We start from the raw sequence: 24,587 nt of genomic DNA on the forward strand, positions 1-24,587 counted from the left end.
GTGTGACGGCTCAGACTGCGGCCTGCTCCACGATACGGGCCCAGTGCTCGATCAGGGCCTGGGCGGCGTCCATGTCGGCGGCCTCGGCCCACAGGTCGGTGACGGGCTCGGCCGCGGCGGGCAGCACCAGCACCCAGCTCCCGTCGTCGTGGGCCACCCGCACCCCGTCGGTGGTGTCGATGCGGCGGCCCGGCGGCTCGGACTCGGCCGCCTCGATGACCGAGCGCATGACGGCGCCCTTGGCCGCCCAGGGCGTGGGCACCGTACGCCGGAGCAGCTTCACCTCGGGGATCCTGGCGTCGATCTGGCTCAGCGACAGGCGGGTGCGGGCGACCAGCCCGAGCAGGCGCATGAACGTGGCCAGCCCGTCGATGGCGGGGCCGAACTCCGGGACGACGAAGCCGCCCCGCCCGTCCGCCGCGAAGATCATGTCGGGGCCTGCGGCGGCCGAGGTGAGGGCGTCGAGCGAGGTGGAGGTCCACTCCACCTGCACGCCGTGGAAGCGGCAGACCTGCTCGGCGACCCTGGTGGTGGTGACGGGGAGGGCCACCCGGCCGCGCTGGCGCTCGGCGGCGACCAGGTCGAGCACGACGAGCAGGGCGCGTTCCTCGCTGATGAGCTGGCCCTTCTCGTCCACGAGGGCGATGCGCTCGCCGACCGGGTCGAACCGCACGCCGAACGCCGCCCGCGACGAGCTGACCAGCTCCGACAGGCGTTGCAGGTCGCGGCGGCGCTCGGCCAGCGTCTCGGTGGGCGAGGTGTCGTCGAGGCGGGCGTTGACGGTCAGCACCTCGACGCCGACGCGGCCGAGCAGGGTGGGCAGGACCAGCGAGGAGGTGCCCCCGGCGCAGTCCACGACGACCTTCATGTCCCGGACGTCGCCCACACCGACGTGGCGCAGCAGTTCGTGGGTGTAGTCCTCGACGGCCCTGGCGGGGTAGGCCAGCTCGGCGATCTCGCCGGGGAAGGCACGGCGGAACTCCTGGCGGGAGAAGACCCGCTCCAGCTTGCGCTGGGCCGCCGGGGCCAGGTCGGCGCCGCGGCCGTCCATGATGATGATGTCCACGCTCTGCGGGTCGCCGGGCGTGGTGCGCAGCGCGATGCCGCCCGCGGCCGACTCCCTGGCGGTGTGGTAGCGGGCCACCGGCAGCGGGGCGGCCTCCAGGTCGAGCACGTTGATGGCGCCGGCCGTCAGGGCGCCGATGACGGCCCGCTTGAGCGCCCTGGCGGCCAGGGAGCAGTCGCGGGAGGTGACGACGTACTCGCCCTTCTTCAGGGTCGTGGCGTACGCGCTGGCCAGGCGGACGCACAGCTCGGCGGTGATCTCGACGTTGACCAGGCCGCTGATGCCCCGGGGGCCGAACAGGTTGCGCTGGCCGCGTGACTCCCAGATCACGCTGGTGTTGACGACCGCGCCGGCCTCGATGGTCTTGAAGGGGTAGACCTTGACGCCGCTGGAGACGTACGCCTCGGCCTCGATGACGCATTCGTCGCCGATGACGGCGTTCTCCTCGACGCGGGCGCCTGCCATGATGTCGGTGCTCTTGCCGATGACGCAGCCGCGCAGGTGGGCGCCGGGCCCGAGGTAGACGTTGTCGTGCACGACGGCGCGGTGCAGGAAGGCGCCCTCGCGGACGACGGCGTTGTTGCCCAGTACGGTGTACTCGCGCAGCGCGGCGCCGGCCTCGACCTTGGCGTAGTCGCCGATCAGCAGCGGGCCCTTGAGCACGGCGTCGGGGTCCACCGAGGCCGAGTCGGCAACCCAGACGCCGGGTGAGACCTCGAAACCGCCGATGTCCAGGGCGACCTTGCCGGACAGGGCGTCGGCCTGGGCCTTGAGGTAGCTCCCGTGGGTGCCGACGTCCTCCCAGTAGCCGTCGGCCACGTAGCCGTAGATGGCGGCGCCGCGGTCGAGCAGGGCGGGGAAGACGTCGGAGGACCAGTCCACGGGCTCGCCGCCGGCCACGGCGTCTAGGACCTCGGGCTCCATGACGTAGATGCCGGTGTTGACGGTGTCGGAGAAGACCTGGCCCCAGGTGGGCTTCTCCAGGAAGCGCTGAACGCGGCGCTCCTCGTCGAGGATGATGATCCCGAACTCGAGCGGGTTCGGCACGCGTTTCAGGCCGATGGTGACAAGGGCCGAATTTTCGCGGTGAAAACGGATCATGTCGGATAAGTCGATATCCGTCAGGGCGTCGCCGGAGATCACCAGGAATCGATCGTCTCTTAGGCGGTCCGCCGCGTTCTTGACGCTGCCGGCGGTGCCGAGGGGGATGTCCTCCGTGGCGTACTGGAGGCTCATGCCGAGTTCGTCGCCGTCGCCGAAGTAGTTGCGCACGAGCGCGGCCAGGAACTGCAGTGTGACCACGGTCTCGGTGACGCCGTGCCGCTTGAGCAGGCGTAACACGTGTTCCATGATCGGGCGATTGACTACGGGGAGTAGTGGTTTGGGCTGGTTGGCGGTCATGGGACGCAGCCGAGTTCCCTCTCCGCCTGCCATGACGACCGCCTTCACGGATCACTCCTTTTTGGCCGCGGCTACAAGTTGGCGCACCTGTACCACATACAGCACCCCGGCCCACCAGTACAGACCCGTGCCCCAGAGGGCAAAGGCCCACCCGACAATTCGTGCTATTTCGGCATACCACCCAGTGTGGGAGGCTAGGAAGAGGAGAGGGAAGGCGTACATGAGATTAAACATGGCCGCCTTGCCCAGGAAATGAACCTGGAGTGCCTTGTATCCGTGTTTGCGGAGTACGGGGATGAAACTCGCCACGAAGAGTTCACGTCCGACGATGACCGCGACCAGCCACCAGGGGATCACGTCGCGTAGCAGCAGCGCCAGGATCGTGGCGAACACGTAGAGCTTGTCGGCAGCGGGATCGATCAGCCGGCCGAGTCTGCTCGTCTGGTTGAACGCCCGAGCGATCTTCCCGTCCAGCCAGTCGGTGAAGCCGGCCACCGCCAGCACCCCGATGGCCCAGCCGTCCGCCTTGGGCCCGAGAACCAGCCAGAGGAACACGGGGACGCCGAGGAGGCGCAGGAAGCTCAGCAGGTTGGGAACCGTCCAGATCCGGTCCTCGGCGGAAGTATCGCTCACGGAGCAGACCCTACTGCGTGGAACTCCGGCAGCAGCGGGCCCGCCGGAACTGTCCGTCCAGCCAGACCGTCCAGCCCTGCCGTCCCGCCCGGCGGGGGCGGGCACGCGATGCCCCTCCCCGGGGATCGCGGCGCCGCGTGGCGGCGGCTCAGCCGTCCCGGCCTACGGCCTCCAGGAACGCCTTGATGAGGGCCGGGTCCTTCACCCCGGGAGCGGTCTCCACGCCGCTGGAGACGTCGACCCCCCACGGCTCGGCGGCGGCCACGGCCTCGTTGACGTTGGCGGGGGTGAGGCCGCCCGCCAGCATCCAGCGGCCCGTCGGCCGGCCGCGCACGGCCGCCCAGTCCCACGGCAGGCCCGATCCCGCGTGCGGGGCGTCCACGAGGAGCAGGTCCTCGTCGTAGGCGCCGCAGCGCAGGTCGGCCTCGGCGTCGACGGCCCTGATCAGGGTCAGGCCGAGGTCCTTGAGCGCGGTGAAGTCGGCGTGCGGGTGCCTGCCGTGCAGTTGCACCGCCCGCACCCCGGAGGTCAGCGCCGCGGCCCGCACCGTGTCGGGGTCCTCACCGCGGAAGACGCCCACGGTGAGCACGTGGGCGGGGACCGCCGCGGCCAGCTCGGCCGCCCGCTCGGGCGTCACCCTGCGCGGGCTCCGGGTCATGACGAACCCGATGGCGTCGGCGCCCGCGGCGACGGCCGTGGCCACGTGCTCGGGCTCGCTCAACCCGCAGATCTTCACGTACACCCTTCAGACCTTAGCGGGCGGGGGCCGCTTTCCTCTCCCTCCGGGCGGGCAGGACCGCGTTCAGGGCCGGCCCCTGGGCGGGCGGACGGGGCGGAAGGCGGCGTCCACCAGGCCGGCGCGGTGCGCGACGACCGCGGCCTGGATGCGGTTGCGCAGGCCCAGCTTCTCCATGGCGGCGGCGATGTGCGTCTTGACCGTCGTGACGCCGACGTGCAGCTCCTCGGCGATCTCCGCGTTGGACAGGCCGGTGCCGACCAGGGCGATCACCTCCCGCTCGCGCTCGGTCAGCCCGGCGGGCCAGGCGGGCGCGGCGGCCTGCTCCTCGGCGGCCAGGAAGCGTTCCACGACCCGGCGCAGCACCGACGGCGCCAGGAGCTGCTCCCCCGCCGCGGCCCTGCGCACGGCCTCCACCATCCGCTCCGGCTCGTCGTCCTTGACCAGGAAGCCGACCGCCCCGGCACGCAGGGCGGCGTAGACGTTGGCGTCGTCGGCGAACGTGGTCAGCACCACGATCCTGGCGCCCGGCCGGGCCGCCAGCACCCGCCTGATCGCCTCCAGGCCGTCGACGACGGGCATGCGCAGGTCCATGAGGATCACGTCCGGCAGGTGGTGCGCGGCCAGGCGCACCGCCCCGGCGCCGTCCTCGGCCTCGGCCACGACCTCCATGTCCCCCGCGGCCTGCAGCAGCATCCGCACGCCCGCGCGCACCAGGGCCTGGTCGTCGGCCACCAGCACGCGGATCATGACGCGCTCTCCGTGGTCAGGCCCGTGGTGAGGCCCGTCGTCAGCCCCGTGGTCAGGCCCGTGCTCAGGTCCGTCCCCTGGCTCCCCGGCAGGGTCGCGGTCAGCCGCCAGCCGCCCTCGCCGTCGGGGCCGGCGGTGAGGGTGCCGCCGAGGGCGCGGACCCGCTCCCGCATGCCGGCCAGGCCGTTGCCGGAGGAGGGCAGGCGTTCGATGACGGTGGGCGGGCGGCCGTTGCGGATCTCCACCGACAGCCCGTCGCCGCCGCCGGTGACGTCGACCCGGACCTCGGTGCCGGGACCGGCGTGTTTGAGCACGTTCGTGAGCCCTTCCTGGACGATGCGGGCGGCCGAGGCCCGGGCGATCAGCGGAGCCTCGTCGGTGGCGGGGTCGAGGGCGAGCTCCACCGCGAGGCCGGCGGCGGTCATGCGCTCGGCGGCCTCGCGTACGACGTCGGCGGGGTCGGCCAGCAGGCCGGGCCGGTGTTCGGGGTCGCGTACCAGGTCGAGCAGGCCGCGCAGGTCCTGCAGCACCTGGTGGCCGGTGTGGCGGATGTCGTCGAGCGCCTCGGCCACGGGCCCGTCGGGGGCGGCGTAGCGGGCGGCGCCGGCCCGCAGCACCATGGCGCCGACGTGGTGGGCCACGATGTCGTGCACGTCGCGGGCGATGCTCTCCCGCTCGGCGAGCTGGTCGGCCCGTACCTGGGCGACCGCCGCCCTTGCGGACTCCTCGGCGCGGGCCCGCTCGGCGGCCGCGGCGGCCTGCCGCATGCCGAGGTAGCGGCCGATCGCGATGGGCGTGGCCACCAGCGTCATCAGCACCCCCACCCGGAACGGGGTGACGCCGGTAACCGGCCCGACCACGGCGATCGAGGTCAGCAGGCAGCCGGCGAGGTAGGCGGCCACCGTCCAGAGCCAGAAGTGCACCCGCATGGCGAACACGCCGATCGCGATGAGCGTCAGGATCAGGCAGGTGTTGACGACCACGGGCAGATAGGTGTCGGCGGCGAGCAGCAGCACGCCCTGCAGCAGGAACACCAGCCCGGGCAGCCGCCTGGCCACGCCCAGCGACAGGCCGCCGACCACGGCCAGCAGCCCGATCAGCCAGACGGGCTGGGAGCCGGCGTGCCAGAAGGTCCAGGTGCTGAGCACGGTGATCGCCACGCCGCCGGCCGCGAGCAGCGCGTCCGGGGTCGGGTCGCGCTCGTCCAGCCGCTCCGCCGAACTGCGCAGGTACGCGCCGATCACGGCGGGGAAGACCGGCAGCAGGACGGAGTACACCCAGGAGTTCCTGGTGAGCGCGATGCCGGGGTCGGCCAGGTTGACCGCGGTGGCGGCGATGGTGACGACTACGGCGGCGGCGCTGGCCCGCAGACTCGAGCGGTAGCCGGTCACGGCGAGCGCCACGCAGACGAGGATCTGCGCCGTGTTGGAGGTGGACGACCCGAGTTGGTCGGTGAGGACCAGGAAGGCGGCCAGGTAGAGGGTGACGGGCACCGGCCGGCGCCGTACGAAGCCCATGGGCAGGCCCACGAGCAGCGCCAGCGGGATGTTCATCGCGGCGGGCAGGTATTCGGTGTCGCCCGCGTGCGCCGTCGTCAGCAGGTCCATGCCCACGCCCGAGACCGCGAACAGGACATCCAGCGGGATACCGCGCCAACGCATGTATCCACGGTATCCGGGCGTGACAACCTGATCCTCCGCACGGAGGACACCGCCTCCTCCAAGTGGCCGGAGATCCGGCTGATTGGCGGAGCGAGTTGGACTTATAGCCCCCTATGTTTGTTCCATGCCGAACGACACCGGTTTGCTTCTTGGTCAGTTCCTGCGTGCCCCCGCCACGATCGGCGCGGTCGCCCCGAGCTCGCGCCGGCTCGCCTCGGCCGTCTGCGCGCCGATCCCCGAGCGGGGCGAGCCCACCGTGGTCGAGCTGGGCCCCGGCACCGGGGTCTTCACGGCGGAGATCCAGCAGCGGCTGGCCGGGCGGGGCCATCACCTGGCCGTGGAGCTCAACGAGCCGATGGCGACGCTGCTGGCCGGGCGCTTCCCCGACGTGGACGTGGTGAACGACGACGCCAAGCGGCTCGGCGAGCTGCTCGGCCAGCGCGGGCTCCCGCACGCGGACGTGGTGGTGAGCGGGCTGCCGTGGGCGGCCTTCGCCCCGCAGGCCCAGCGTGACCTGCTGGCGGCGGTGACGGCGGCGATGAGCCACGGGGCGGCGTTCACGACGTTCTCGTACGTGCACGCCATCCCGCTCAACTCGGCCCGGCGGTTCCGTTCGATGCTGGCCGAGCGGTTCGAGGAAGTGATCGCGGGGCGTACGGTGTGGCGCAACACGCCCCCGGCCTTCGTCTTCCACGCACGCCGGCCTCGACCCTGATCAGAACGCGATTCTACGATGGCCTGATGGACTTCTCCCTTCCCGAGAGTGCCCTGGCCGTCCAGCGCGGCATCGCCGACATCTGCTCCCGCTACGACCTTGACTACTGGCAACGGTGCGAGGCCGACAAGCGCTGGCCGGAGGAGGTCTGGGAGGAGCTGGCCAAGGGCGGCTGGCTCGGCCTGGCGGTGCCCGAGGAATACGGCGGAGGCGGTCAGGGACTGCTGGAGCTGGCGGTCGCGACCGAGACCCTGGCGGCCTCGGGCGCGGCCGGCGGCTCGGCGTTCACGTACGTGCTGACGCCCGGCTTCGGCGCCCTCACCCTGGCCCGCCACGGCACCGCCGAGCAGCGCGCCGCGCTGCTGCCCCGGCTGGCCGCCGGCGAGCTGGAGACCTGCTTCGCGCTGACCGAGCCGGACGCCGGGTCCAACTCGCTGGCGATCACCACGTCGGCCCGGCGCGACGGGGACGACTACGTGATCAGGGGACAGAAGATCTGGATCACCGGCGTGCAGCGGGCCACCTGGATGCTGCTGGTGACCAGGACCGTGCCGGCCGCCGAGGCGCGCCCGCGCACGCACGGGCTGACCGTGTTCCTGGTGAACGTGCCGGAAGCGGTAGCCGCCGGCACCCTGTCCTACCGGCCGATCCCCAAGCTGGGCGCGAACACCACGCCGTCCAACATGGTCTTCCTCGACGACGTACGGGTGCCCGCCTCGGACGTCGTCGGCGAGGTGGACGGCGGCTCGGCCGTGTTGTGGGACATCCTCAACCCCGAGCGGATCCTGCTGGCCGCCTCCGCGCTGGGCGGGGCCGAGGTGGCGCTCCGGGTGGCCGTCGAGTACGCCACGTCACGCGAGGTGTTCGGCCGCCCGATCGGCGCCAACCAGGCCATCGCCTTCCCCCTGGCGCAGGTCAAGGCCAAGATCGAGCTGGCCCGCCTGATGCTGCACAAGGCCGCCTGGTGTTTCGACCAGCGCCTGCCGTGCGGCACCGAGGCCAACATCGCCAAGCTGACCGCCTCGCAGGCCGCCTGGGAAGCGGCCGACGCCGCGTTCCAGACGCACGGCGGGATGGCGTACTCGCTCGAATATCCGGTGGCCAGGCTGCTGGCCGACGCCAGGATCGGGAAGGTCGCACCTGTGACCGAGGAGCTTCTGCTCAACTACCTCGCGACGCAGGTGCTGGGGCTGCCACGCAGCTTCTGACCGCGCCGGGGGGAACCTCGTGAATCCCCTCCTCCGCTGCCGGGTGAACCGGCCGACGAGCGCGCCAGCGGAGCCTCTGCTTCGTCCCCCGGAGCAGCGTTCTCGGCCTCGGCGGACTAGCCCTCGATGGCGCGGCCCCGAGGCCGGCCACTGCGATCTGTGCCTCTGCACGCCGCCTACCCAAGGTGGGGCGAAGCACACCCGCCGGCCCGCTCGACCGTGCGGGGCTCAGGACCCGCCGAACGACGGCGGGCGCTTCTCCCGCAGGGCGCGTACGCCCTCGGCCACGTCGGGGCCGGTGAAACCGAGGAACTCCATGGCCAGCGAGGCGTCGAAGGTGGGCCCGGCAAGGCGCAGCCAGTTGTTGAGCGAGTATTTGGTGAGCCTGATCGCCTCCTGGGCGCCCGCGGCGAGCCGGACGGCGATCTCCATGGCCCTGTCGTGCACCTCGTCGTCGTCCACGCACAGGCTGACCAGGCCCATCCGCTCGGCCTGCTCGCCGGTGACGGGCTCGCACAGCAGCAGGTGGTATTTGGCCTTGGCCATGCCGCACAGCAGCGGCCAGACGATCGCGGCGTGGTCGCCGGCCGCGACGCCGAGCCTGGTGTGGCCGTCGATGATCCGCGCGGTGCGCCCGGCGACGGAGATGTCGGCCAGCAGCGCCACGGCGAGCCCGGCGCCGACGGCGGGGCCCTGGATGGCCGAGACGATGGGCTTGGAGCAGTTGAGTACGTTGTAGACGATGTCGCGGGCCTCGGCGAACACGCGCAGCCTGGTGGCGTGGTCGCGGGTCATCTCCTCGATCATCGCCAGGTCGCCGCCGGCCGAGAACGCCCGGCCCTCGCCCCGCACGAGGACGGCCCTGACGGAGTCGTCGCGGTCGGCGTCCCGCCAGATCTCGCCCAGCTCGCGGTGGGCCGTGGTGTCCACGGCGTTGAGCCGGGCCGGCTCGCTGATCGTGACCCGCAGCACCCCCTCCGCCGGGGTGTCGAGCTTGAGCTTGTCGTAGGTCACCACGACTCCCGCAGCCGCCGCGCCACGTAGTCGCGGGCCTCCGTGGCCTGGTCGAACAGGCCCGGCAGGCCGAAGAAGCCGTGCAGGGCGCCGTCGAACCTGCGGCTGTCCACCGGCACGCCGGCCTCCGCCAGCCGCCGGGCGTACATTTCGCCGTCGTCCCTCACCACGTCGTACTCGGCCGTCACGACGGTCGTGGGCGCCAGCCCCGCCAGGTCCGCCAGCAGCAGCGGGGACAGCCGCGGGTCGGCCCGGTCGGCGGCCTGCGCGTATTGCTCGGCGAACCACGTCATTTCTGCGGCCGTAAGCACATAGCCGCTGGCGAACTCCTTGTGGCTGGGCGTGTCCAGGGCCAGGTCGAGCGCCGGGTAGACGAGCACCTGGTGCGTCAGCCGCAGCCCGGCGTCGCGCGCCTGCCAGGCGGCCACGGCGGCCAGGTTGCCGCCCGCGCTCTCGCCCATCACCGCCACGCTGCCGACGCTCTGGTAGAAGGCGGGCCGGGCGAAGACGTCGCGCACCACGGTCCACGCGTCGTCGGCGGCGGCCGGGAAGGGGTGCTCGGGGGCGAGCCGGTAGTCCACGGACACGACCACCGCCCCGGTGCGGATCGCCAGGTCCCGGCCGAGCGCGTCGCTGCGCTTGACGCTGCCGTAGACCCAGCCGCCGCCGTGGAAGAAGACCACGACCGGCAGCAGGCCGTCGCCGGGATCGGCCCGGTAGATCCGGATGGGCACGCCCTCGGCCAGCTCGTCGCGGACGAAGGGCAGCTTCGTCAGCGGGCCGCGCTGGATCGCGACGGGGTCGGCCTGCGCGCGCACCTCCCGGATCGCGTCCAGGTCGAGCGCGTCGAAATCGGTCTCCTCGTCCGGCAGGTAGCGGGTGAGGTAGTCCCGCGCCTGAGGATGCAGCGGCATGATCGCAGCCTAGCGGGCCGCCTCGATGAACGCATCGAAGAGCCGATGGTCGTCCCGCTCCGGATGCCACTGCACGCCCACGCCGAAGCGGTGGCCCTGCAGCTCGATGCCCTCCACGATCTGGTCCTCGGCCCAGGCCACGGCCAGCAGACCGGTGCCGAGGCGGCGTACGGACTGGTGGTGCGGGGCGGTGACCTCGACCCGGTCGCCGACGGCCTTGCCGAGCTTGCTCGACACGCTGACCTGGATCGTGTGGGTCGTGCCGGGCTCGGTGTGCCGGTCGCTGTCGAGCACCTCGGGCAGCCAGGGGATCAGCGTGCCGCCCTGGGCGACGTTGAGCACGTGCATGCCCCGGGCGATGGCCAGGATCGGCACGTCGGCCTGGACGGCGGCCCTGGCCAGGGCCAGCTCGAACCGGTCGCGGTGCGCCTGCGGCTCGGGGACCCTGGCGTCCTGCTCGCCGTTGTACGCGGCGGCGGCCAGCTCCACGCCGCCGGCCAGGACGACGCCCTGGAGGCCGCGGACGTAGTCCTCGATCGCGTTCAGGCCGAGCGGCGGCAGCACCACGGGCGCTCCCCCGGCCCTCCCGACCGCCTTGGCGTAGGCGGGTGGCGACAGCACGGCCTCGCGTACCCAGTCGCTCCAGCGGGCGGCCTCGAAGTAGGCGGTGATTCCGATCAAGGGTCGGGACATTCGATCTCCAGGGGGCATGGCGGAGTTCGTGCCGCCATCAGCCGGTCGAGGTGACGACCACACGCCCCATCATGGCGCACTCTGTTTCCGATATGTCACCCGTCCCCAAGATCCACGGCTTTCGCCCGATATCTCACCCGGGGCACGGGGTCGGGGAATCGGTCCAGGTGGGATGCCACGCCGGGGCCCGGGGCCGGGTGGCGGCGGCGCGGGCGTCAGGGGAGGCGGGCGGTGGTCTCGGTGATGAGCTGGGTGAGGATCGAGGCCGTGCCCGGGTGGGTGTCGAGGAGATCGTCCAGGCGGGCGCGCCACGCCCCCACCTCCTCGTACGCCGTCTCCGCCGCGGCCGCCCCGGTCTCGGCCTGCAGGCGCAGCCGGGTCTCGGAGAGCTGGAGCTGGTACATGATCCCGAGGTAGTGGCCCACGTTCTCGCTGAGCCAGGGGTAGGCGTCCGATTTCGCGGCCACGACGAAGATCCGGGCGCCTTCCCAGGCCACGCGCCTGGGATGAAGGACTGCCATGGCCGGATGGTACGCCCGCCCGCCCGTTCGGGAAACGGGCCGAACCGGAACAGCGTCGTCCGGCGGGCGGCCGGGATCACGACTTTTCCGGACTCAGGAGCATTCCGCTGCCTCGGCCTGTCCGCGGAACTCGCTGAATTGAAAGCGAATATGACTTATCTTCGCATTTATTAGTTGAAATGGCAATGATGTTGAGCGCGCAGAATCACGACACCATTACTGATAGTTCTGCTTCCCGCCATATTGCAGGGAAACGGTTGTGGCACCTCATGGGTGGTGTAACACTCGATTTCGAACGCGGCGGCTGAGCCGGGGCCCGCGCCGCGCTCGCTACCCGGAACCGTCAGGGAGGTGAACGGCACGACCGGAGTCGCACTTCCGGTCCAAGGGGTGGGGTTAGGTATATGTCGTTGAATCCGCGCCTGGTCAAGGAGAGTTTCTCCCTCGTCGAGCCGGCGGCCGAACAGGCCACGGCCTATTTCTACGGCCGGTTGTTCGCTGAGAATCCGTCCCTGCGAGGCATGTTCCCGCCTGCCATGGACGTCCAGCGCGACCGCCTGTTCAAGGCGCTGACCCGGATCGTGTGGAGCCTGGACAGTCCCGACAGCCTGGCTGCCTTCCTGGGGCAGCTCGGCCGGGACCACCGCAAGTACGGCGTGCTGGCCGAGCACTACACGGCCGTGGGCAACGCCCTGCTGGCCACGATCCGCCGCTTCGCCGCCGACGTCTGGGATCACGAGATCGAGGCGGCCTGGGCGTCGGCGTACACGGCCGCCGCCAATCTCATGATCGAATCGGCCGAGTCCGACGCCGGGGTCTCCCCCGCCTGGTGGCCGGCCGACGTCATCGACCACGAGCGGCGCTACCGTGACATCGCCGTCATCACGCTGCGGCCGGCGCAGCCGCTGCCGTACACGGCGGGACAGTACGTCAACGTGCAGACCTCGCGCTGGCCGCGCGTCTGGCGGACGTTCTCGATCGCCAACGCGCCGCGCCGGGACAACACGATCCGGCTGCACGTGCGCTCGGTCCCCGGCGGCTGGGTGTCGAACGCGCTCCTCAGCCACACCCGCATCGGCGACACGGTCATGCTGGGGCCGCCGATGGGCACGATGACGCCCGGCGAGCACAGCGGGCGCGACGTGCTGTGCGTGGCGGGCGGCACGGGCCTGGCGCCGCTGAAGGCGATCATCGAGTCCATCGTCGCCTCCGGCCGCCGCCCCAACATCCACCTGCTGTACGGCGCGCGCACGGCCGAGGAGCTGTACGACCTGCCCGACCTGATCAGGATAGAGTCGTCGTTCCCCTGGCTGCGGGTGCTGCCGGTGGTGTCGGACCAGCCCTCGTACGACGGGATGCGCGGCACCCTGCCCGAGGTCACCCAGCGCTTCCGGTCCTGGGCCGAGCACGACGTCTACGTGTGCGGCCCGACCCCGATGGTCAACGAGACGGTGCGCCGCCTGCAGCTCGACGGCGTGCCCCTGTCACGCATCCACCGGGACATCGTCCAGGGCGAACGCTGACCTCCGCCGAGTGTCCGGCTTCTCGGGGGGGCCGCGGAGGTCCGTTTTTTGATCAGGAGGTTGACAGCGGGGGTTGCAGGGTGCCATGTGGAAGGTGACACGCCCCGTGGAGGTTGCCCGTGCCATCCCCCGCCCGGCGCCGAGAAATCGGCGGGTTATTGATCGTCTCGACCGTCGTCACCGCGATGTCGCTGCTCGTCTCCGTACCCGCCAACGCCACCACCACCGCCACCACCGCTTCCGCCACCGCCACCACCTCCGCCACCGCCACCACCTCCGCCACCGCCACCACCTCCGCCTCCGACGAGACCGCCGACGAGATCGAGGGTGAGACCGAGGGCGCCGCCGAGGCCGGGACCGCCTCTGAAGCCGCCGCCGTCGACGAGGCCGCCGGCGTGCCGCTGACCGAGCTGGGAACGGACGCCTACGCCAACGCCACCAGCCAGCACGGCACGCAGGCCGGCCCGGACACCTTCCAGTCGGGCACGACCATCGTGGTGGCGCAGCAGGCGGGCCGGTTCTTCGACGGAGGGGCCTCCGGCATCGCGTTCGCCGCCTCCCCCGACAACGGGGCCACCTGGACGAAGGGCGTCCTGCCGGGGATCACCGGGTTCGGCGGCGGGCCGTACCAGCGGGTCAGCGACCCGTCGGTGGCCTACGACGCCAGGCACGGCGTCTGGTTGATCTCCTCCCTGGCGATGACCGGCACGGGCGGGACCGCCGTGCTCACCAGCCGGTCCGCCGACGGCGGCCTCACCTGGGGCGGACCGGTCACGACCGCCGTCGCGGGGTCCGGTGACCTGGACAAGAGCTGGATCGCGTGCGACAACACCCCGGCCAGCCCGTACTACGGCCGCTGCCACACGGCGTTCGACGACAACGGCGCGGGCAACGCGATCAGGATGGCCCGCTCGTCCGACGGCGGCCTCACCTGGACCGTGACCGGCACCTCGGCCACCGGGCTCGGCGGGCAGCCGGTGGTGCGGCCCGACGGCACGGTGGTGGTGCCGTACCTGGGCGCCGACGGCCAGATCCGCTCCTTCCGCTCCCGCGACGGGGGCGTCACGTGGAGCGCCTCCGTACTGGTCGCGGTGATGCAGCGGCACACGGTCGCGGGCGGGCTGCGGGCCACGCCGCTGCCGTCGGTGGACACGGACGCCGCCGGCAACGTGTACGTCGTCTGGCACGACTGCCGCTTCCAGTACGGCTGCGCCGGCAACGACATCGTGCTGAGCAAGTCCGCCACCGGGGCCGACTGGGACGACGTACTGCGGGTCACCGACGGCGACGGCGACCACTTCATCCCCGGCCTCGGCGTCGACCGTGCCAGCTACGGGACCACGGCCAGGCTCGCCCTGACCTACTACCGCTACCCGGACCCCGCCTGCACCGCCGCGACCTGCCGCCTCACCGTCGCCTTCATCTCCTCCACCAACGGCGGCGCGAGCTGGTCGGCGCCGCGCGAGTTATACGGCCCGATGGCGCCGGACTGGCTCGCGAACACCACGCAGGGCCGCATGGTCGGCGACTACATCTCCACCTCGGTCGTGCCCGGCGGCAACGCCTTCCCGGCGTTCATCGCCGCGACGGCGTCCACCGGCGGGGCGTTCGACATGCGGACCTACACCGTCACGGGCGGGCTGCCGATCACGGACGGCGGCATCGCCCCCCTGTCCGTCGAGGCCCCCATCGCCAGTGGCGAGACCGGCCCCGGCCTCCCCCTGACCGCCCGCTAGGGGTGCCGGCCCGCGGGGCCGGGCCTCAGGGCCTGGCGAACGCGGCGGCGGTCTCCTCGTCGCTGGGCCAGAACGTCTCGATGGCCAGCTCGGACACCGTCACGTCCACCGGCGTGCCGAACGTCGCGATCGTCGTGAACATCGACAGCACCCGGTCACCGGCCGCGATCCGCAACGGCACCAGGATGTCGGCGGGCCCCGGCACGTGCCCCACGTTCAGGTCCACCCCCGGATACGTGTACGAGGCCAGCTCGTCGTACAACGCCTCCAGCCGCTCGTCACCCGACACCTCGGACTGCCTGCGCAACTGGGACAGCAGGTAGGCCCGGACCTCGGCCAGGTTCAGCAGCCGGCCGCCCATCGCCGCCGGATGCAGCGACAGCCGCATCACGTTGACCGGCTCCTTCAGCAGCTCGGCCGGGACCCCCTCCGTGAACATGGCGGCCGCCGTGTTGGCCGCCACCAGGTTCCACGCCGCGTCCACGACGACCGCCGGGTACGGCTCGTGCCCGGCCAGGATCTTGTCCAGCGCCTGCCGGACGACCCCCAGCTCGGGGGCGCGTACCTCCCGCTCGGGGTAGACCGGCGCGAAGCCGGCCGCCACCAGCAGCCTGTTGCGGTGCCGCAGCGGCACTCCCAGCTCCTCGGCCAGCCTCATCACCATCTCGCGGCTCGGCCGGGCGCGCCCGGTCTCCAGGAAGCTGATGTGACGGGCCGAAACGTCGGCCTCGATGCCGAGGTCCAGCTGGCTCACCCGGCGGCGCTGCCGCCACCCGCGCAGCAACGCGCCGAAGGTCTCTTCTCGTACCGCGACCGCTTCCATGTCCGGAAACCTACCGGGTGCGGGGAAGGGCCACGATTACCCGCCGGGTAATGCGCTCTGGAGGACGAGCCTTGGGGCGAATCTCCCAGTCCTCGGCGGCTGTCGGTGCCGCGTGGCACGATGGCGGCAAGCGAACATTGGGAGCGATGCTATGAGTGAGGCAATGCTCGCGATCGGCACTCGCAAGGGGCTGTTCCTGGCCCGCTCGGCGGACGGCGGGCCGTTCGAGATCGAGCCGATCCAGTTCTCCACGGTCGCGGTGACGTCGGTCGCGATCGACACCCGCGGCACCACCCCTCGGCTGCTGGCCGGCATCGAATACGGCCATTTCGGGCCGTCCGTGATGTATTCGGATGACCTCGGAAAGTCCTGGGAGGAGGCGCCACAGCCGCCCATCGCCTTCCCGGAGGGCACGGGGGCCACGCTGGCCAAGGTCTGGCAGCTCGTGCCCTCGCCGTCGGAGCCCGGCGTGGTGTGGGCGGGCGTCGAGCCCGGCGCGCTGTTCCGTTCCGAGGACGGCGGGATCACCTACCGGCTCGTCGAGAGCCTGTGGGAGCACCCGCACCGCGAGCACTGGGAGCCGGGCGGCGGCGGCCTGTGCCTGCACACGATCGTCAACCATCCCACCGACCCGGCGATCATGGGCGTCGCGATCTCCACCGGCGGCTTCTACCGCACCGCCGACGGCGGCCGGTCCTGGTCGGCCGCCAACCACAACATCCGCGCCCCGTTCCTGCCCGAGGGGCAGCAATATCCGGAGTTCGGGCAGTGCGTGCACAAGGTCGGCATGGACCCGGCCCGGCCCGAGCGGCTCTACCTGCAACACCACTTCGGCGTCTACCGCAGCGACGACTTCGGCGGGAGCTGGCAGGACATCGGCTCCGGCCTGCCGTCGGACTTCGGGTTCCCGATCGTGGCGCACCCGTCGCGGCCCGGCACGATCTACGTGCTGCCGCTGCGGGCCGACATGGACCGCACCCCGGTCGACCACCTCTACCGGGTCTACCGCAGCGACGACGCGGGCGGCACGTGGCGACCGTTCTCCTCGGGGCTGCCCGCGGGGCCCGTGCACGCCTCCGTGCTGCGGGACGCGATGACGGCGTCGGCGGCGGGGGTGTTCTTCGGCACGCGCGACGGGGAGGTCTACGGCTCGCGTGACGACGGAGAGACCTGGTCGCTGGTCGGCGGGCACCTGCCCGACGTGCTGAGCGTGCGCGCGGCGGTGCTCTAGTCACATGACGAAGCCGGTGATGATGGTCGTGTTCGTGCTGCCCAACTCGCTGCGGCGATGGGTCAGCGGGCGCACGGAGGTCAAGGTCTTCGCCGTGGGCGCCGACCGCGACTCCCCGCCCACCCTGGGTTCGGCCCTGGACATGCTCCGGCGTACGCATCCGCTGCTGGAGGAGCGGCTGCGTGACGACTACGGCCGCATCCGCCGCCACATCAGCATGATCGTGTGCGGCGAGAACGCCCGCGGCCTCGGCGGCCTGGACTGCGCCCTGCCCCCGGGCGCCGAGGTCTACGTCCTTCCAGCGCTCGCCTGACCGCCCTGGAGGCCCGCCCCGGCGGGGGGCCTGCCGTCGCTCACCCGGCGGCGGCAGCGCCCGGGCTCGTGGCCGATGCGGCTAGACCTTGCGCCAGCCGGGGATCCAGGCGCCGTCCTCGACGACGTAGTCGCCGAAGAGGGCGGGGGCCTCCTTGCGCATGATCCCGCCGATGCGCTGGAACAGCAGACGGATCTCCTCCTCCGCGCCGACGGCGGTGCGGGCCTCGATCGTGTGCCGCAGGGTGCGCACGTTGGCGGTCCACACCAGCCCGGTGGCCACTCCCTCGGGGGCGAACCTGCGCATGAACGAGGTGCGGTGCTTCTTCTCGGAGAACTTCACGCCCTCCTCGTCCAGCCCGAAGTGGCCGGCCATCCACTGCTGGAAGTGCTCAAGCTGCTCCAGCACGGCGGTGGCCCGCTTCATCAGCTCCTCGTCGGCCTGCGCCCACTCGGGGAACCAGAACGGCAGCTCGTCCAGGCGGACGAACCGCAGCGACTCCTGGGAGATGGCCACGCCGGGCCGATGCCTCACAAGCTCATGGGTGAGGACACGGCTGACATTGTGCAGCACGAAGCTGAAGCTGACGTGCTCCAGGACGGAACCGTGCGCACTGGCCAGGATGTTACGCAGATAGTCGTCCTGGTTGTCCCTGATCTTGACCACGTTGGGGTTGAGACCGGGCTCGAAGGAGCGGTAGCAGAGCCGGCCGGCGAACTCCGCGAGGTTCTGCGCGTCGAGGTCGCCCCGGTCCAGCCGCTCCAGCCAGCTCTCACCGCCGACCTCTCCCAGGTATCTGGCCAGCTCGTCGTAGTCGAGCTCGGGACGGGCCACGATGAAGACCTCGGGTTCGACAGTGCGCATGGGAGCCCCCGCTCGGGTTGGGTGTTTGTGACGGCCCCCAGCAAACCAGGTCGCGCCGCTCGGCGCGAGTCGGCACCCGGCACCCTCTCCCACCGGCGGCGAAAGGCTCCCGGAGACGGACGGGAAGCGATACTTGTTGCTTCAAGTTATTTGGTCTACGGTGGGGGCCTTCTAGATACTTGAAGGGTCAAGTTATGGACGTCTTCCTCTGGGTGCTGCAGGTCCTGCTCGCCGTCGCCTTCATCGCGGCGGGCGCGGGGAAGCTCACCCAGCCCAAGGAGCGGCTACAGCCTCGCATGCCGTACGTCGAGGACTTCAGCCAGGCCCAGATCAGGGGCATCGGCGCGGTGGAGGTGCTGGGCGGGCTGGGCGTCGTGGTGCCCTGGCTCACCGGCATCGCGCCCGTGCTGACCCCGCTCGCCGCCGCCGGTCTCGGGATCACGATGATCCTCGCGGCGGCGGTGCACCGGAGGCGGAAGGAGAACTTCACGGCTAGTCTGGTGCTGCTGGCGATGGCGGTCATCGTCGCGGTGGGACGCTTCTGACCCTGGGGGTTCCTTGGTCGAGGGGCTCGGCGAGGACGAGCAGCGCGCGTGGCAGGGTCTGCTCGCGGTCATGCTCGTCGGCATCCCGCAGGTGGAGCGGACGTTCCGGGCCCATGGGCTGGTGCATGTCGAATACGGCCTGCTCAACGCGCTGGCTTCCAACCCGTTACGGCTGAGCGACCTGGCGAGCGTCGGCAACGTCTCGATCAGCCGGCTCAGCCACCGGGTGAGCAAGCTCGTGGAGCGGGGCTACGTACGGCTGCGCCCGGACGCCAGCGACGGCCGGGCCAGCGTCGCCGAGATCACCGAGGAGGGGCGGGCGGTCATCGCCGCCATCGCCCCCGATCACGCGCGGGCGCTGCGCGAGGTTCTGTTCGACCACCTGACTCCGGAGCAGACGGCCGCCCTGGCGGATGCCATGCAGGTCGTCGGCACCCGGCTCGGCGCCTGCATGGACGGCCGTCCGCAGTCCGCCCGCGAGGCCCCCACCTGCTGATCAGGCGTCCCCTGGCCGTCAGGGGAGGAGTTCACAGGCGGTATATCCGCCGGGCGTTGCCGGCGCCGATCATGTGGGCCACCCGGGCCGCGTCGGTGGCGCTCCACTCCCCCGCGCCGAGCCGGGCGGCCAGCGCCGTGCCGAGCGCGCGCCGGTAGGACAGCGCGCCCAGGTAGGCCGCCTCCGCCACGCCCTGGCAGCCGGAGCTGAAGAGCTGCTTGTGGAACGGCGCCAGCGTGAGCAGCTCGTCCACGACGACGGCCGAGGCGCCGGCGGTGTGCGGGACCGCGAGGCCGACGTCGACGTAGACGTTCGGGTAGAGGCCGGCCAGGTGGGCGGCCTGGCGGTGGTAGGGGTAGCAGTGCAGCAGGATCACCGGCACGCCGATGGGTTGCAGCGTCTTGATGAGCTCGCTCAGCCCGGCCGGGTCGGCCCTTCCCGCCCCGGCCCCGCCGAACCCGGAGTGGAACTGCAGGGGCAGCCCACGCTCCCTGGCCACGTCGATCGCGCACCACAGCAGGTGGCGCAGCAGGATCGGATCCGTGGGCGGCTCCCCGGGCTCGTCCAGCCGCCGGTTGGCGGCCGCGATCACCGAGCCCCTGCTCGGCCGGGTCGGTTCGAGGTCGAGACCGCACAGGCGGGCCATGACGGTCTTGAGCCCGACCGCCCTGGCGGCCCTGACGGTCAGCTCCTCGCCGAGGTCGTCCAGGTAGTCCACGGCGAGCTGGGCCGAGGCGGCCACGTCGCGTTCGATCTGCTCGATCCGTACCAGCTCGTCGGCCGCCGCGCCGCCGTGCCGGCCCATCTCCGCGGCCGACAGCAGCGCGGGCTCGTCCGCGGCGTCGGACGGCGCAGTGTTGGACGGCACATTGTTGGACGGCACATTGTTGGACGGCGCAGTGTTGGGCGACGCGGTGTCGGACGGCGCGGTGTCGACGAGGAAGGCCACCACTCCCGCGCCCGCCAGCAGCCGCCGGTTGACCTCGGCCGCGCCCAGCTCGGCCCGGCGGGCGAGGTAGACGGCGGGCGGCGTGTGCGGCTCCAGGTCCAGCAGGGGCGCGCACCAGCGGCGCAGCGACGCCCCGAACGGCGTGTCGAAGTGGGTGGTGCCGGGCGGCGCCGGGCTGCCGCCGCCGCTGATGAGCAGCTCGAACTGGGCCCTGGCCAGGTCGTCGCGCCGCACCCCGTGACAGTGGTGGTCCACGAGCGGGGCCAGCAAGGCGTCACGCACCGTGTCGGGCAGGTCTACGGGGAGCATGCGGAGACTCTAGGGGAGCTCCGCACGCCCCCGCGGCCCTTTTACCTACCTACGAGAGAGGCGCAGCACGTTCGCGATGATTTTCGCACCGGCGCCGCCCTCCTGCGTCAGGATCGACTCCGGGTGGAACTGCACGCCGAAACGCCGCCGCTCGACGTCCTCGATGGCCATGACGTTGCCGTCGGGGGTGAGCGCGGTCGGGGTGAAGCCGACCACGCCGGGCCGCTTGGCGTGCAGCGAGTGGTAGCGGGCGGCGGTGAACTCCTCGGGCAGCCCGTCGAGCAGCGCGCTGGCGCCCAGCCGGGAGACCCGGCCGCGCTTGCCGTGCTCGGGGTAGTCGAGCAGCTCCAGCGTGCCCCCCGCCTGCTCGACCATCGCCTGCAGGCCCAGGCAGACGCCGAACACCGGCAGGTCGCGGGCGTAGATCTCGTCGATCAGCGCCGCCATGCCGAAGTCGGTCGGCCAGCCGGGGCCGGGTGAGAGCACCACGAGGTCGGGCGCGATGGAGTCGATCATGCGTGCCGGGAACCCGTGGCGCATGGTCACCACGTCGGCGCCCTCCTGGCGGAAATAGTCGGCCAGGGTGTTGACGAAGGAGTCCTCGTGGTCGACGAGCAGCACCTTCATGCCCAGGCCGGGCTGCGGCCGGCGCTCGGGGGCGGGCACGGAGCCGGGCTGGTTGACCGCGGACAGGGCACCGAGCAGGGCGCTGGCCTTGAGCTCCGTCTCGCGCTCCTCCGCCTCGGGGTCGGAGTCGAACAGCAGCGTGGCCCCGGCCCTGACGGTCGCCACGCCGTTCTTGATCTGGGCGGTACGCAGGGTCAGGCCGGTGTTCATGGACCCGTCGAAGCCGATGAAGCCGATGGCGCCGCCGTACCAGCGGCGGGTGGTGGCCTCGTGGTCCTCGATGAACTGCATGGCCCACGTCTTGGGCGCGCCGGTGACGGTGACGGCCCACATGTGGGTGAGGAAGGCGTCGAGCGCGTCGAACTCGGGGCGCAGCCGGCCCTCGATGTGGTCGACGGTGTGGATCAGCCGGGAGTAGAGCTCGATCTGGCGGCGCCCGATGACCTTGACCGTGCCCGGCACGCAGATGCGGGACTTGTCGTTACGGTCGACGTCGGTGCACATGGTCAGCTCCGACTCCTCCTTGACGCTGGACAGGAGGGTGCGGATGGCCTCGGCGTCCTCGACCGGGTTGCTGCCGCGGGCGATGGTGCCGGAGATGGGGCAGGTCTCGACGCGGTCGCCGGTCACCCTGACGTACATCTCGGGCGAGGCGCCCACCAGGTGCTCGCCCTGGCCGAGGCTGATGATGAACTCGTAGGGGGCCGGGTTGCTCTGGCGCAGGCCACGGTAGAAGGCGGCCGGGTCGGTGCAGGTGGCGTGGAAGACCTGGCCGGGCACGACCTCGAACAGGTCGCCGCGCTTGAACCGCTCCTTGGCGGCGGCGACGACCTTGGCGTATTCGCCCTTCGGCGGGTTGGCCGGCAGCTCGCCGGGCATGACGGGCGGGGCGCTCTCGCCGCTCCTGTCCAGGCCGCGGGTGGTGGCGCGGTCGACGGTGAACTCGTAGCGGTATTCGACGCAGGTCTCGCGCTGCCGGTCGATCACGATCAGCCGGTCGGGCAGGTGCAGGACGAGGTCGCGCTGGTCGTCGGGCCGGTCCAGCTCCTGCCTGATGGGCTCGAACTGGAAGGCCAGGTCGTAGCCGAAGGCGCCGTAGAGCCCCAGGTGCGGGTCGTCGCCCTTGAACGCGGCGATGACCTCGCGGATCGCGGTGAACACGGTGGGCCGGCGGCTGCGCATCTCCTCCGGCAGCAGGTCGCCCGCCCGGTTGCTGGGCTCGGGGACGTGCACCTCCACCCGGTCGGGGGTGGGCTCGGCGACCGGCTTGCCCGCGGCCAGCAGGCAGGAGGCGACCGCGGGAAGCACGACGCGGCCACGCTCGTTGAGCGCGGTCGCCGAGATGACGCGCCCCCTGGCGACCAGCTCTATGCACGGATCGACGTAGCCGAACGCCCATCGGCTGTAGCGACCGGGATAGTCCATGCCCGAGGAGAAGGCGCCGCCGCGCCGTGCGCCCAGGGCCGTCACGATGTCTTCGAGAGCCGCCTCATCCACGTCGCGCGCCTCGCGCTCGACGCCGATGCCCCCGGCGGTGGTATATCCGCGCGTCTCCACTTGCTGCCCCTTACCCAGGTCAAATGCTAGGGCCCCGGGGCGAACACGAGAATGGCCGCCATCCGGGGCGGCCGTCCGTTGAGGAATGCGAAACACGCGCCGCCTAGAAGCGGCGCCACCACTGGAGCTGGACGTGATTTCGCATGCGCTCAGGCTATCTGCCCGTCCATGATCGCGCAACGCGAACCGCCGCCCATCCACCCACCCCCCACTGTTTCGATACAGAGCTGCACTGTATTGTTATGGCCGCCGGTCGAGAGGAGACCCGAGATGACCGAGGCGGTCCCGTTGCCCACCCCACTGCCCACCCTGCGCCCCACCCCGTTCGATCCGCCCGCCGAGCTGGCCGGACTGCGCGCGAGCCGGCCCATCGCCCCGCTGGCCTACCCCGACGGCCACCGGGGCTGGCTGGTGACCAGCCATGCCCTGGCGCGGGAGGTGCTGGCCGACCGGCGGTTCAGCGCCCGGTCCGAGCTCCACCACATGCCGGCCGGGCAGCCGCGGCCGGCCCAGCCCGCGCCGCCCGGGATCTTCCTGTCGATGGACCCGCCCGCGCACACCCGCTACCGCCACCTGCTCACCGGGGAGTTCACCGTGCGCCGGATGCGGCTGCTCGGCGACCGCATCGAAGAGATCACCGGCGCCTACCTGGACGCCATGGAGCGGCAGGGACCGCCCGTGGACCTGGTGGAGTCGTTCACGGCGCCGATCCCGGCCCTGGTGATCTGCGAGCTGCTCGGCGTGCCCGGCGACGACCGCGAGCGCTTCCTGGCCGAGGCCGACGTGCTCATGCGGCCGGGCAACTCGCCCGAGGAGGTGATGGCCGCCTTCCTGGGCATGCAGGAGCACATGAAGGAGCTGGCCCGGGCCAAGCGGGCCGAGCCCACCGACGACCTGCTGAGCGGCCTGACCAGGAGCGACCTGACCGAGGAGGAGCTGGCCAACATCGGGTTCATGCTGCTGGGCGCCGGGCTCGACACCACGGCCAACCAGCTGGCGCTGGGCACGTTCGCGCTGCTGACCCACCCGGAGCAGCTCGCCGTGGTGCGCGCCGAGCCGGAGCGGATCGAGCGGGTGGTGGAGGAGCTGCTGCGCTTCCTCGGCATCATCCCCTTCCTCGTACGGACCGCGCTGGAGGACGTCGAGGTGGGCGGCGAGCTGGTCGAGGCCGGGCAGACGGTCACCGTCTCGCTCCCTGCCGCCAACCGCGACCCCGGCCGCTTCCCCGACCCCGACACCCTCGACGTACTCCGGGAGGGCGGCGGCCACCTGGGCTTCGGCCACGGCGTGCACCAGTGCCTCGGGCAGCAGCTCGCCCGGGTGGAGATGCGGGCGGCCTTTCCCGCGCTGTTCGCCAGGTTCCCTTCGCTGCGGCTGGCGGTCGAGCCCGGCGAGGTGCCGCTGCGCACCGACATGCCCATCTACGGCGTGCACCGCCTGCCCGTCACCTGGGACACGCCGTAGACCGGCCGCGGATCAATAGACTCCTGCGGGACGGCCCGCACGACCCGGGGGTGACCCGACCCGCATGAACACGACCGGCCCTGTGCCCGCCTCGTCGGGGCCCGCCTCGTCCGGACCCGCCTCCGCTGCGTCCGCCTCCGCTGCGTCCGCCTCCGCTGGGCCCGCGTCCCGCCCGGCCGGGCGGCCGCGTAGTCAGGAGGCGGACCTCGCCATCCTGACCGCCGCTCTCGACCTGCTCATCGAGGTGGGCGCCGCGCAGACCAGCATCGAGCAGGTCGCCAGGCGGGCGGGCGTGACCAGGGCGACGGTCTACCGCAGGTTCGCCGGGAAGACCGAGCTGCTGGTGCGGGCCCTGGAGTGGGCCAACCACGACCGCGACCCCGCCCTCACCGGCTGGCGCGACGTAGATCACCTGATCGGAGACATGTCGGCCTACCTGGCGGTGCCGCGCAACCGCCGGCTGCTGCGCCGGATCTACGGCTCCGTCGACGACTATCCCGAGCTGATCGGGGCTTACCGGACCGTCAGCGGCGGGCGGCGCGCGGCGCTGGTGCGCGAGACGCTGTGCCGGGCGCGCGATCTCAGGCGGCTGCCGCCGGAGGCCGACGTGGACGTGGCCCAGGAGATCCTGACCGCCGCCGTGCTCGCCCACGTGGGCACCCGTCCCGACGACGCGGACGCCGGCGAGATCAGAGCGTATTTCCTGCGCATTCTGACACAGGTCGGTTACCGGTAAAAGTCGGCATTTAGGCTGACCAGATTACATTTCCGACGGCTACGTAACGTTTCGCGTCACCTCTTGCTTTACTCACAAGATCTCTTCACTCTTCTCGACAGA

At 71.7% G+C, this 24,587-nt stretch carries 23 protein-coding genes; 10 read left to right on the forward strand and 13 right to left on the reverse strand.

Annotation, left to right across the window (positions count from 1 at the left end; genetic code table 11):
- Window positions 1–10 precede the first annotated feature (10 nt).
- The 5 genes from BLS95_RS13285 to BLS95_RS13305 all read right to left on the reverse strand — a co-directional run bounded on the left by BLS95_RS13285 (window position 11) and on the right by BLS95_RS13305 (window position 6,247).
- Window positions 11–2,515 carry a mannose-1-phosphate guanyltransferase gene (locus BLS95_RS13285; protein WP_090931247.1) on the reverse strand — a complete coding sequence of 835 codons (2,505 nt, stop codon included), beginning with the start codon at window positions 2,513–2,515 and terminating at the stop codon, window positions 11–13.
- 3 nt (window positions 2,516–2,518) lie between these two features.
- On the reverse strand, window positions 2,519–3,100 hold the full coding sequence (gene clsA, locus BLS95_RS13290; protein WP_090931248.1) for a cardiolipin synthase ClsA: 582 nt from the start codon (window positions 3,098–3,100) through the stop codon (window positions 2,519–2,521).
- Between the two features lie 148 nt (window positions 3,101–3,248).
- Window positions 3,249–3,842: a phosphoribosylanthranilate isomerase gene (locus BLS95_RS13295; protein WP_090931249.1), complete on the reverse strand. Its 594-nt coding sequence runs from the start codon at window positions 3,840–3,842 to the stop codon at window positions 3,249–3,251.
- 60 nt (window positions 3,843–3,902) lie between these two features.
- Complete coding sequence (locus BLS95_RS13300) at window positions 3,903–4,586, reverse strand: response regulator (protein ID WP_090931250.1); 684 nt, start codon at window positions 4,584–4,586, stop codon at window positions 3,903–3,905.
- A complete protein-coding gene (locus tag BLS95_RS13305; RefSeq protein WP_245765022.1) occupies window positions 4,583–6,247 on the reverse strand; it encodes a sensor histidine kinase in 1,665 nt (554 codons plus the stop codon). Before BLS95_RS13305 ends, BLS95_RS13300 begins: the two co-directional genes overlap by 4 nt.
- A 124-nt stretch (window positions 6,248–6,371) precedes the next feature.
- Between BLS95_RS13305 and BLS95_RS13310 the strand changes: the two genes are divergently transcribed.
- Both BLS95_RS13310 and BLS95_RS13315 read left to right on the forward strand, forming a co-directional pair.
- Window positions 6,372–6,962, forward strand: a complete 591-nt coding sequence (locus BLS95_RS13310; protein ID WP_090931251.1) for a class I SAM-dependent methyltransferase — start codon at window positions 6,372–6,374, stop codon at window positions 6,960–6,962.
- Window positions 6,963–6,988: 26 nt separating this feature from the next.
- Window positions 6,989–8,170, forward strand: coding sequence for an acyl-CoA dehydrogenase family protein (locus BLS95_RS13315; RefSeq protein WP_090931252.1), 1,182 nt, complete (start codon window positions 6,989–6,991; stop codon window positions 8,168–8,170).
- 228 nt (window positions 8,171–8,398) lie between these two features.
- Here the strand turns inward: BLS95_RS13315 and BLS95_RS13320 are convergent, their stop codons facing one another.
- From BLS95_RS13320 to BLS95_RS55620, 4 genes are all read right to left on the reverse strand, one after another.
- Window positions 8,399–9,184 carry an enoyl-CoA hydratase/isomerase family protein gene (locus BLS95_RS13320; protein WP_245765023.1) on the reverse strand — a complete coding sequence of 262 codons (786 nt, stop codon included), beginning with the start codon at window positions 9,182–9,184 and terminating at the stop codon, window positions 8,399–8,401.
- A complete protein-coding gene (locus tag BLS95_RS13325; RefSeq protein ID WP_090931254.1) occupies window positions 9,181–10,098 on the reverse strand; it encodes an alpha/beta hydrolase in 918 nt (305 codons plus the stop codon). Before BLS95_RS13325 ends, BLS95_RS13320 begins: the two co-directional genes overlap by 4 nt.
- A gap of 9 nt (window positions 10,099–10,107) precedes the next feature.
- Window positions 10,108–10,791: a gamma-glutamyl-gamma-aminobutyrate hydrolase family protein gene (locus BLS95_RS13330; RefSeq protein ID WP_090931255.1), complete on the reverse strand. Its 684-nt coding sequence runs from the start codon at window positions 10,789–10,791 to the stop codon at window positions 10,108–10,110.
- 215 nt (window positions 10,792–11,006) lie between these two features.
- Entirely contained in the window at window positions 11,007–11,312 is a 306-nt protein-coding gene (locus BLS95_RS55620) for a hypothetical protein (RefSeq protein ID WP_176993168.1), read from the reverse strand.
- Window positions 11,313–11,716: 404 nt separating this feature from the next.
- Between BLS95_RS55620 and BLS95_RS13340 the strand changes: the two genes are divergently transcribed.
- Both BLS95_RS13340 and BLS95_RS55625 read left to right on the forward strand, forming a co-directional pair.
- Window positions 11,717–12,835, forward strand: coding sequence for a globin domain-containing protein (locus BLS95_RS13340; RefSeq protein ID WP_090931257.1), 1,119 nt, complete (start codon window positions 11,717–11,719; stop codon window positions 12,833–12,835).
- 119 nt (window positions 12,836–12,954) lie between these two features.
- On the forward strand, window positions 12,955–14,571 hold the full coding sequence (locus tag BLS95_RS55625) for a sialidase family protein (RefSeq protein ID WP_176993169.1): 1,617 nt from the start codon (window positions 12,955–12,957) through the stop codon (window positions 14,569–14,571).
- Between the two features lie 25 nt (window positions 14,572–14,596).
- Here the strand turns inward: BLS95_RS55625 and BLS95_RS13350 are convergent, their stop codons facing one another.
- Window positions 14,597–15,394 carry a helix-turn-helix domain-containing protein gene (locus BLS95_RS13350; protein WP_176993170.1) on the reverse strand — a complete coding sequence of 266 codons (798 nt, stop codon included), beginning with the start codon at window positions 15,392–15,394 and terminating at the stop codon, window positions 14,597–14,599.
- 151 nt (window positions 15,395–15,545) lie between these two features.
- Here BLS95_RS13350 and BLS95_RS13355 point away from each other — a divergent pair, with 151 nt between their 5' ends.
- Window positions 15,546–16,625, forward strand: coding sequence for a WD40/YVTN/BNR-like repeat-containing protein (locus BLS95_RS13355; protein ID WP_090931258.1), 1,080 nt, complete (start codon window positions 15,546–15,548; stop codon window positions 16,623–16,625).
- Window positions 16,626–16,629: 4 nt separating this feature from the next.
- Complete coding sequence (locus BLS95_RS13360) at window positions 16,630–16,938, forward strand: ubiquitin family protein (RefSeq protein ID WP_090931259.1); 309 nt, start codon at window positions 16,630–16,632, stop codon at window positions 16,936–16,938.
- Between the two features lie 81 nt (window positions 16,939–17,019).
- Here the strand turns inward: BLS95_RS13360 and thyX are convergent, their stop codons facing one another.
- Window positions 17,020–17,802, reverse strand: coding sequence for an FAD-dependent thymidylate synthase (gene thyX, locus BLS95_RS13365; RefSeq protein WP_090931260.1), 783 nt, complete (start codon window positions 17,800–17,802; stop codon window positions 17,020–17,022).
- A 194-nt stretch (window positions 17,803–17,996) separates the two neighbouring features.
- On the opposite strand from thyX, the gene BLS95_RS13370 reads away from it, so the two are divergent.
- Together BLS95_RS13370 and BLS95_RS13375 are read left to right on the forward strand one after the other, a co-directional pair.
- A complete protein-coding gene (locus tag BLS95_RS13370; RefSeq protein WP_090931261.1) occupies window positions 17,997–18,347 on the forward strand; it encodes a DoxX family protein in 351 nt (116 codons plus the stop codon).
- A gap of 13 nt (window positions 18,348–18,360) precedes the next feature.
- Window positions 18,361–18,843, forward strand: coding sequence for a MarR family winged helix-turn-helix transcriptional regulator (locus tag BLS95_RS13375; RefSeq protein ID WP_090931262.1), 483 nt, complete (start codon window positions 18,361–18,363; stop codon window positions 18,841–18,843).
- Between the two features lie 31 nt (window positions 18,844–18,874).
- Here the strand turns inward: BLS95_RS13375 and BLS95_RS13380 are convergent, their stop codons facing one another.
- Together BLS95_RS13380 and BLS95_RS13385 are read right to left on the reverse strand one after the other, a co-directional pair.
- Entirely contained in the window at window positions 18,875–20,101 is a 1,227-nt protein-coding gene (locus BLS95_RS13380) for an amidohydrolase family protein (protein ID WP_090931263.1), read from the reverse strand.
- Window positions 20,102–20,146: 45 nt separating this feature from the next.
- The gene (locus BLS95_RS13385; protein ID WP_090931264.1) at window positions 20,147–22,285 is read right to left on the reverse strand and encodes an anthranilate synthase component I; all 2,139 of its coding nucleotides are present in this window, start codon (window positions 22,283–22,285) and stop codon (window positions 20,147–20,149) included.
- 270 nt (window positions 22,286–22,555) lie between these two features.
- Here BLS95_RS13385 and BLS95_RS13390 point away from each other — a divergent pair, with 270 nt between their 5' ends.
- Both BLS95_RS13390 and BLS95_RS13395 read left to right on the forward strand, forming a co-directional pair.
- On the forward strand, window positions 22,556–23,749 hold the full coding sequence (locus BLS95_RS13390) for a cytochrome P450 (RefSeq protein ID WP_090931265.1): 1,194 nt from the start codon (window positions 22,556–22,558) through the stop codon (window positions 23,747–23,749).
- 64 nt (window positions 23,750–23,813) lie between these two features.
- A complete protein-coding gene (locus tag BLS95_RS13395; protein ID WP_090931266.1) occupies window positions 23,814–24,485 on the forward strand; it encodes a TetR/AcrR family transcriptional regulator in 672 nt (223 codons plus the stop codon).
- Window positions 24,486–24,587: the final 102 nt, after the last annotated feature.

This window comes from Nonomuraea jiangxiensis (assembly GCF_900099965.1).
Classification (GTDB): Bacteria; Actinomycetota; Actinomycetes; order Streptosporangiales; family Streptosporangiaceae; genus Nonomuraea; species Nonomuraea jiangxiensis.

Coding starts and splice junctions, on each gene's coding strand:
- BLS95_RS13300 (WP_090931250.1), bottom strand. CDS start 4,586: ATGATCCGCGTGCTGGTGGCCGACGACCAGGCCCTGGTGCGCGCGGGC.
- BLS95_RS13305 (WP_245765022.1), bottom strand. CDS start 6,247: ATGCGTTGGCGCGGTATCCCGCTGGATGTCCTGTTCGCGGTCTCGGGC.
- BLS95_RS13310 (WP_090931251.1), top strand. CDS start 6,372: ATGCCGAACGACACCGGTTTGCTTCTTGGTCAGTTCCTGCGTGCCCCC.
- BLS95_RS13315 (WP_090931252.1), top strand. CDS start 6,989: ATGGACTTCTCCCTTCCCGAGAGTGCCCTGGCCGTCCAGCGCGGCATC.
- BLS95_RS13325 (WP_090931254.1), bottom strand. CDS start 10,098: ATGCCGCTGCATCCTCAGGCGCGGGACTACCTCACCCGCTACCTGCCG.
- BLS95_RS13330 (WP_090931255.1), bottom strand. CDS start 10,791: ATGTCCCGACCCTTGATCGGAATCACCGCCTACTTCGAGGCCGCCCGC.
- BLS95_RS55620 (WP_176993168.1), bottom strand. CDS start 11,312: ATGGCAGTCCTTCATCCCAGGCGCGTGGCCTGGGAAGGCGCCCGGATC.
- BLS95_RS13340 (WP_090931257.1), top strand. CDS start 11,717: ATGTCGTTGAATCCGCGCCTGGTCAAGGAGAGTTTCTCCCTCGTCGAG.
- BLS95_RS13350 (WP_176993170.1), bottom strand. CDS start 15,394: ATGGAAGCGGTCGCGGTACGAGAAGAGACCTTCGGCGCGTTGCTGCGC.
- BLS95_RS13355 (WP_090931258.1), top strand. CDS start 15,546: ATGAGTGAGGCAATGCTCGCGATCGGCACTCGCAAGGGGCTGTTCCTG.
- BLS95_RS13360 (WP_090931259.1), top strand. CDS start 16,630: ATGACGAAGCCGGTGATGATGGTCGTGTTCGTGCTGCCCAACTCGCTG.
- thyX (WP_090931260.1), bottom strand. CDS start 17,802: ATGCGCACTGTCGAACCCGAGGTCTTCATCGTGGCCCGTCCCGAGCTC.
- BLS95_RS13370 (WP_090931261.1), top strand. CDS start 17,997: ATGGACGTCTTCCTCTGGGTGCTGCAGGTCCTGCTCGCCGTCGCCTTC.
- BLS95_RS13380 (WP_090931263.1), bottom strand. CDS start 20,101: ATGCTCCCCGTAGACCTGCCCGACACGGTGCGTGACGCCTTGCTGGCC.
- BLS95_RS13390 (WP_090931265.1), top strand. CDS start 22,556: ATGACCGAGGCGGTCCCGTTGCCCACCCCACTGCCCACCCTGCGCCCC.
- BLS95_RS13395 (WP_090931266.1), top strand. CDS start 23,814: ATGAACACGACCGGCCCTGTGCCCGCCTCGTCGGGGCCCGCCTCGTCC.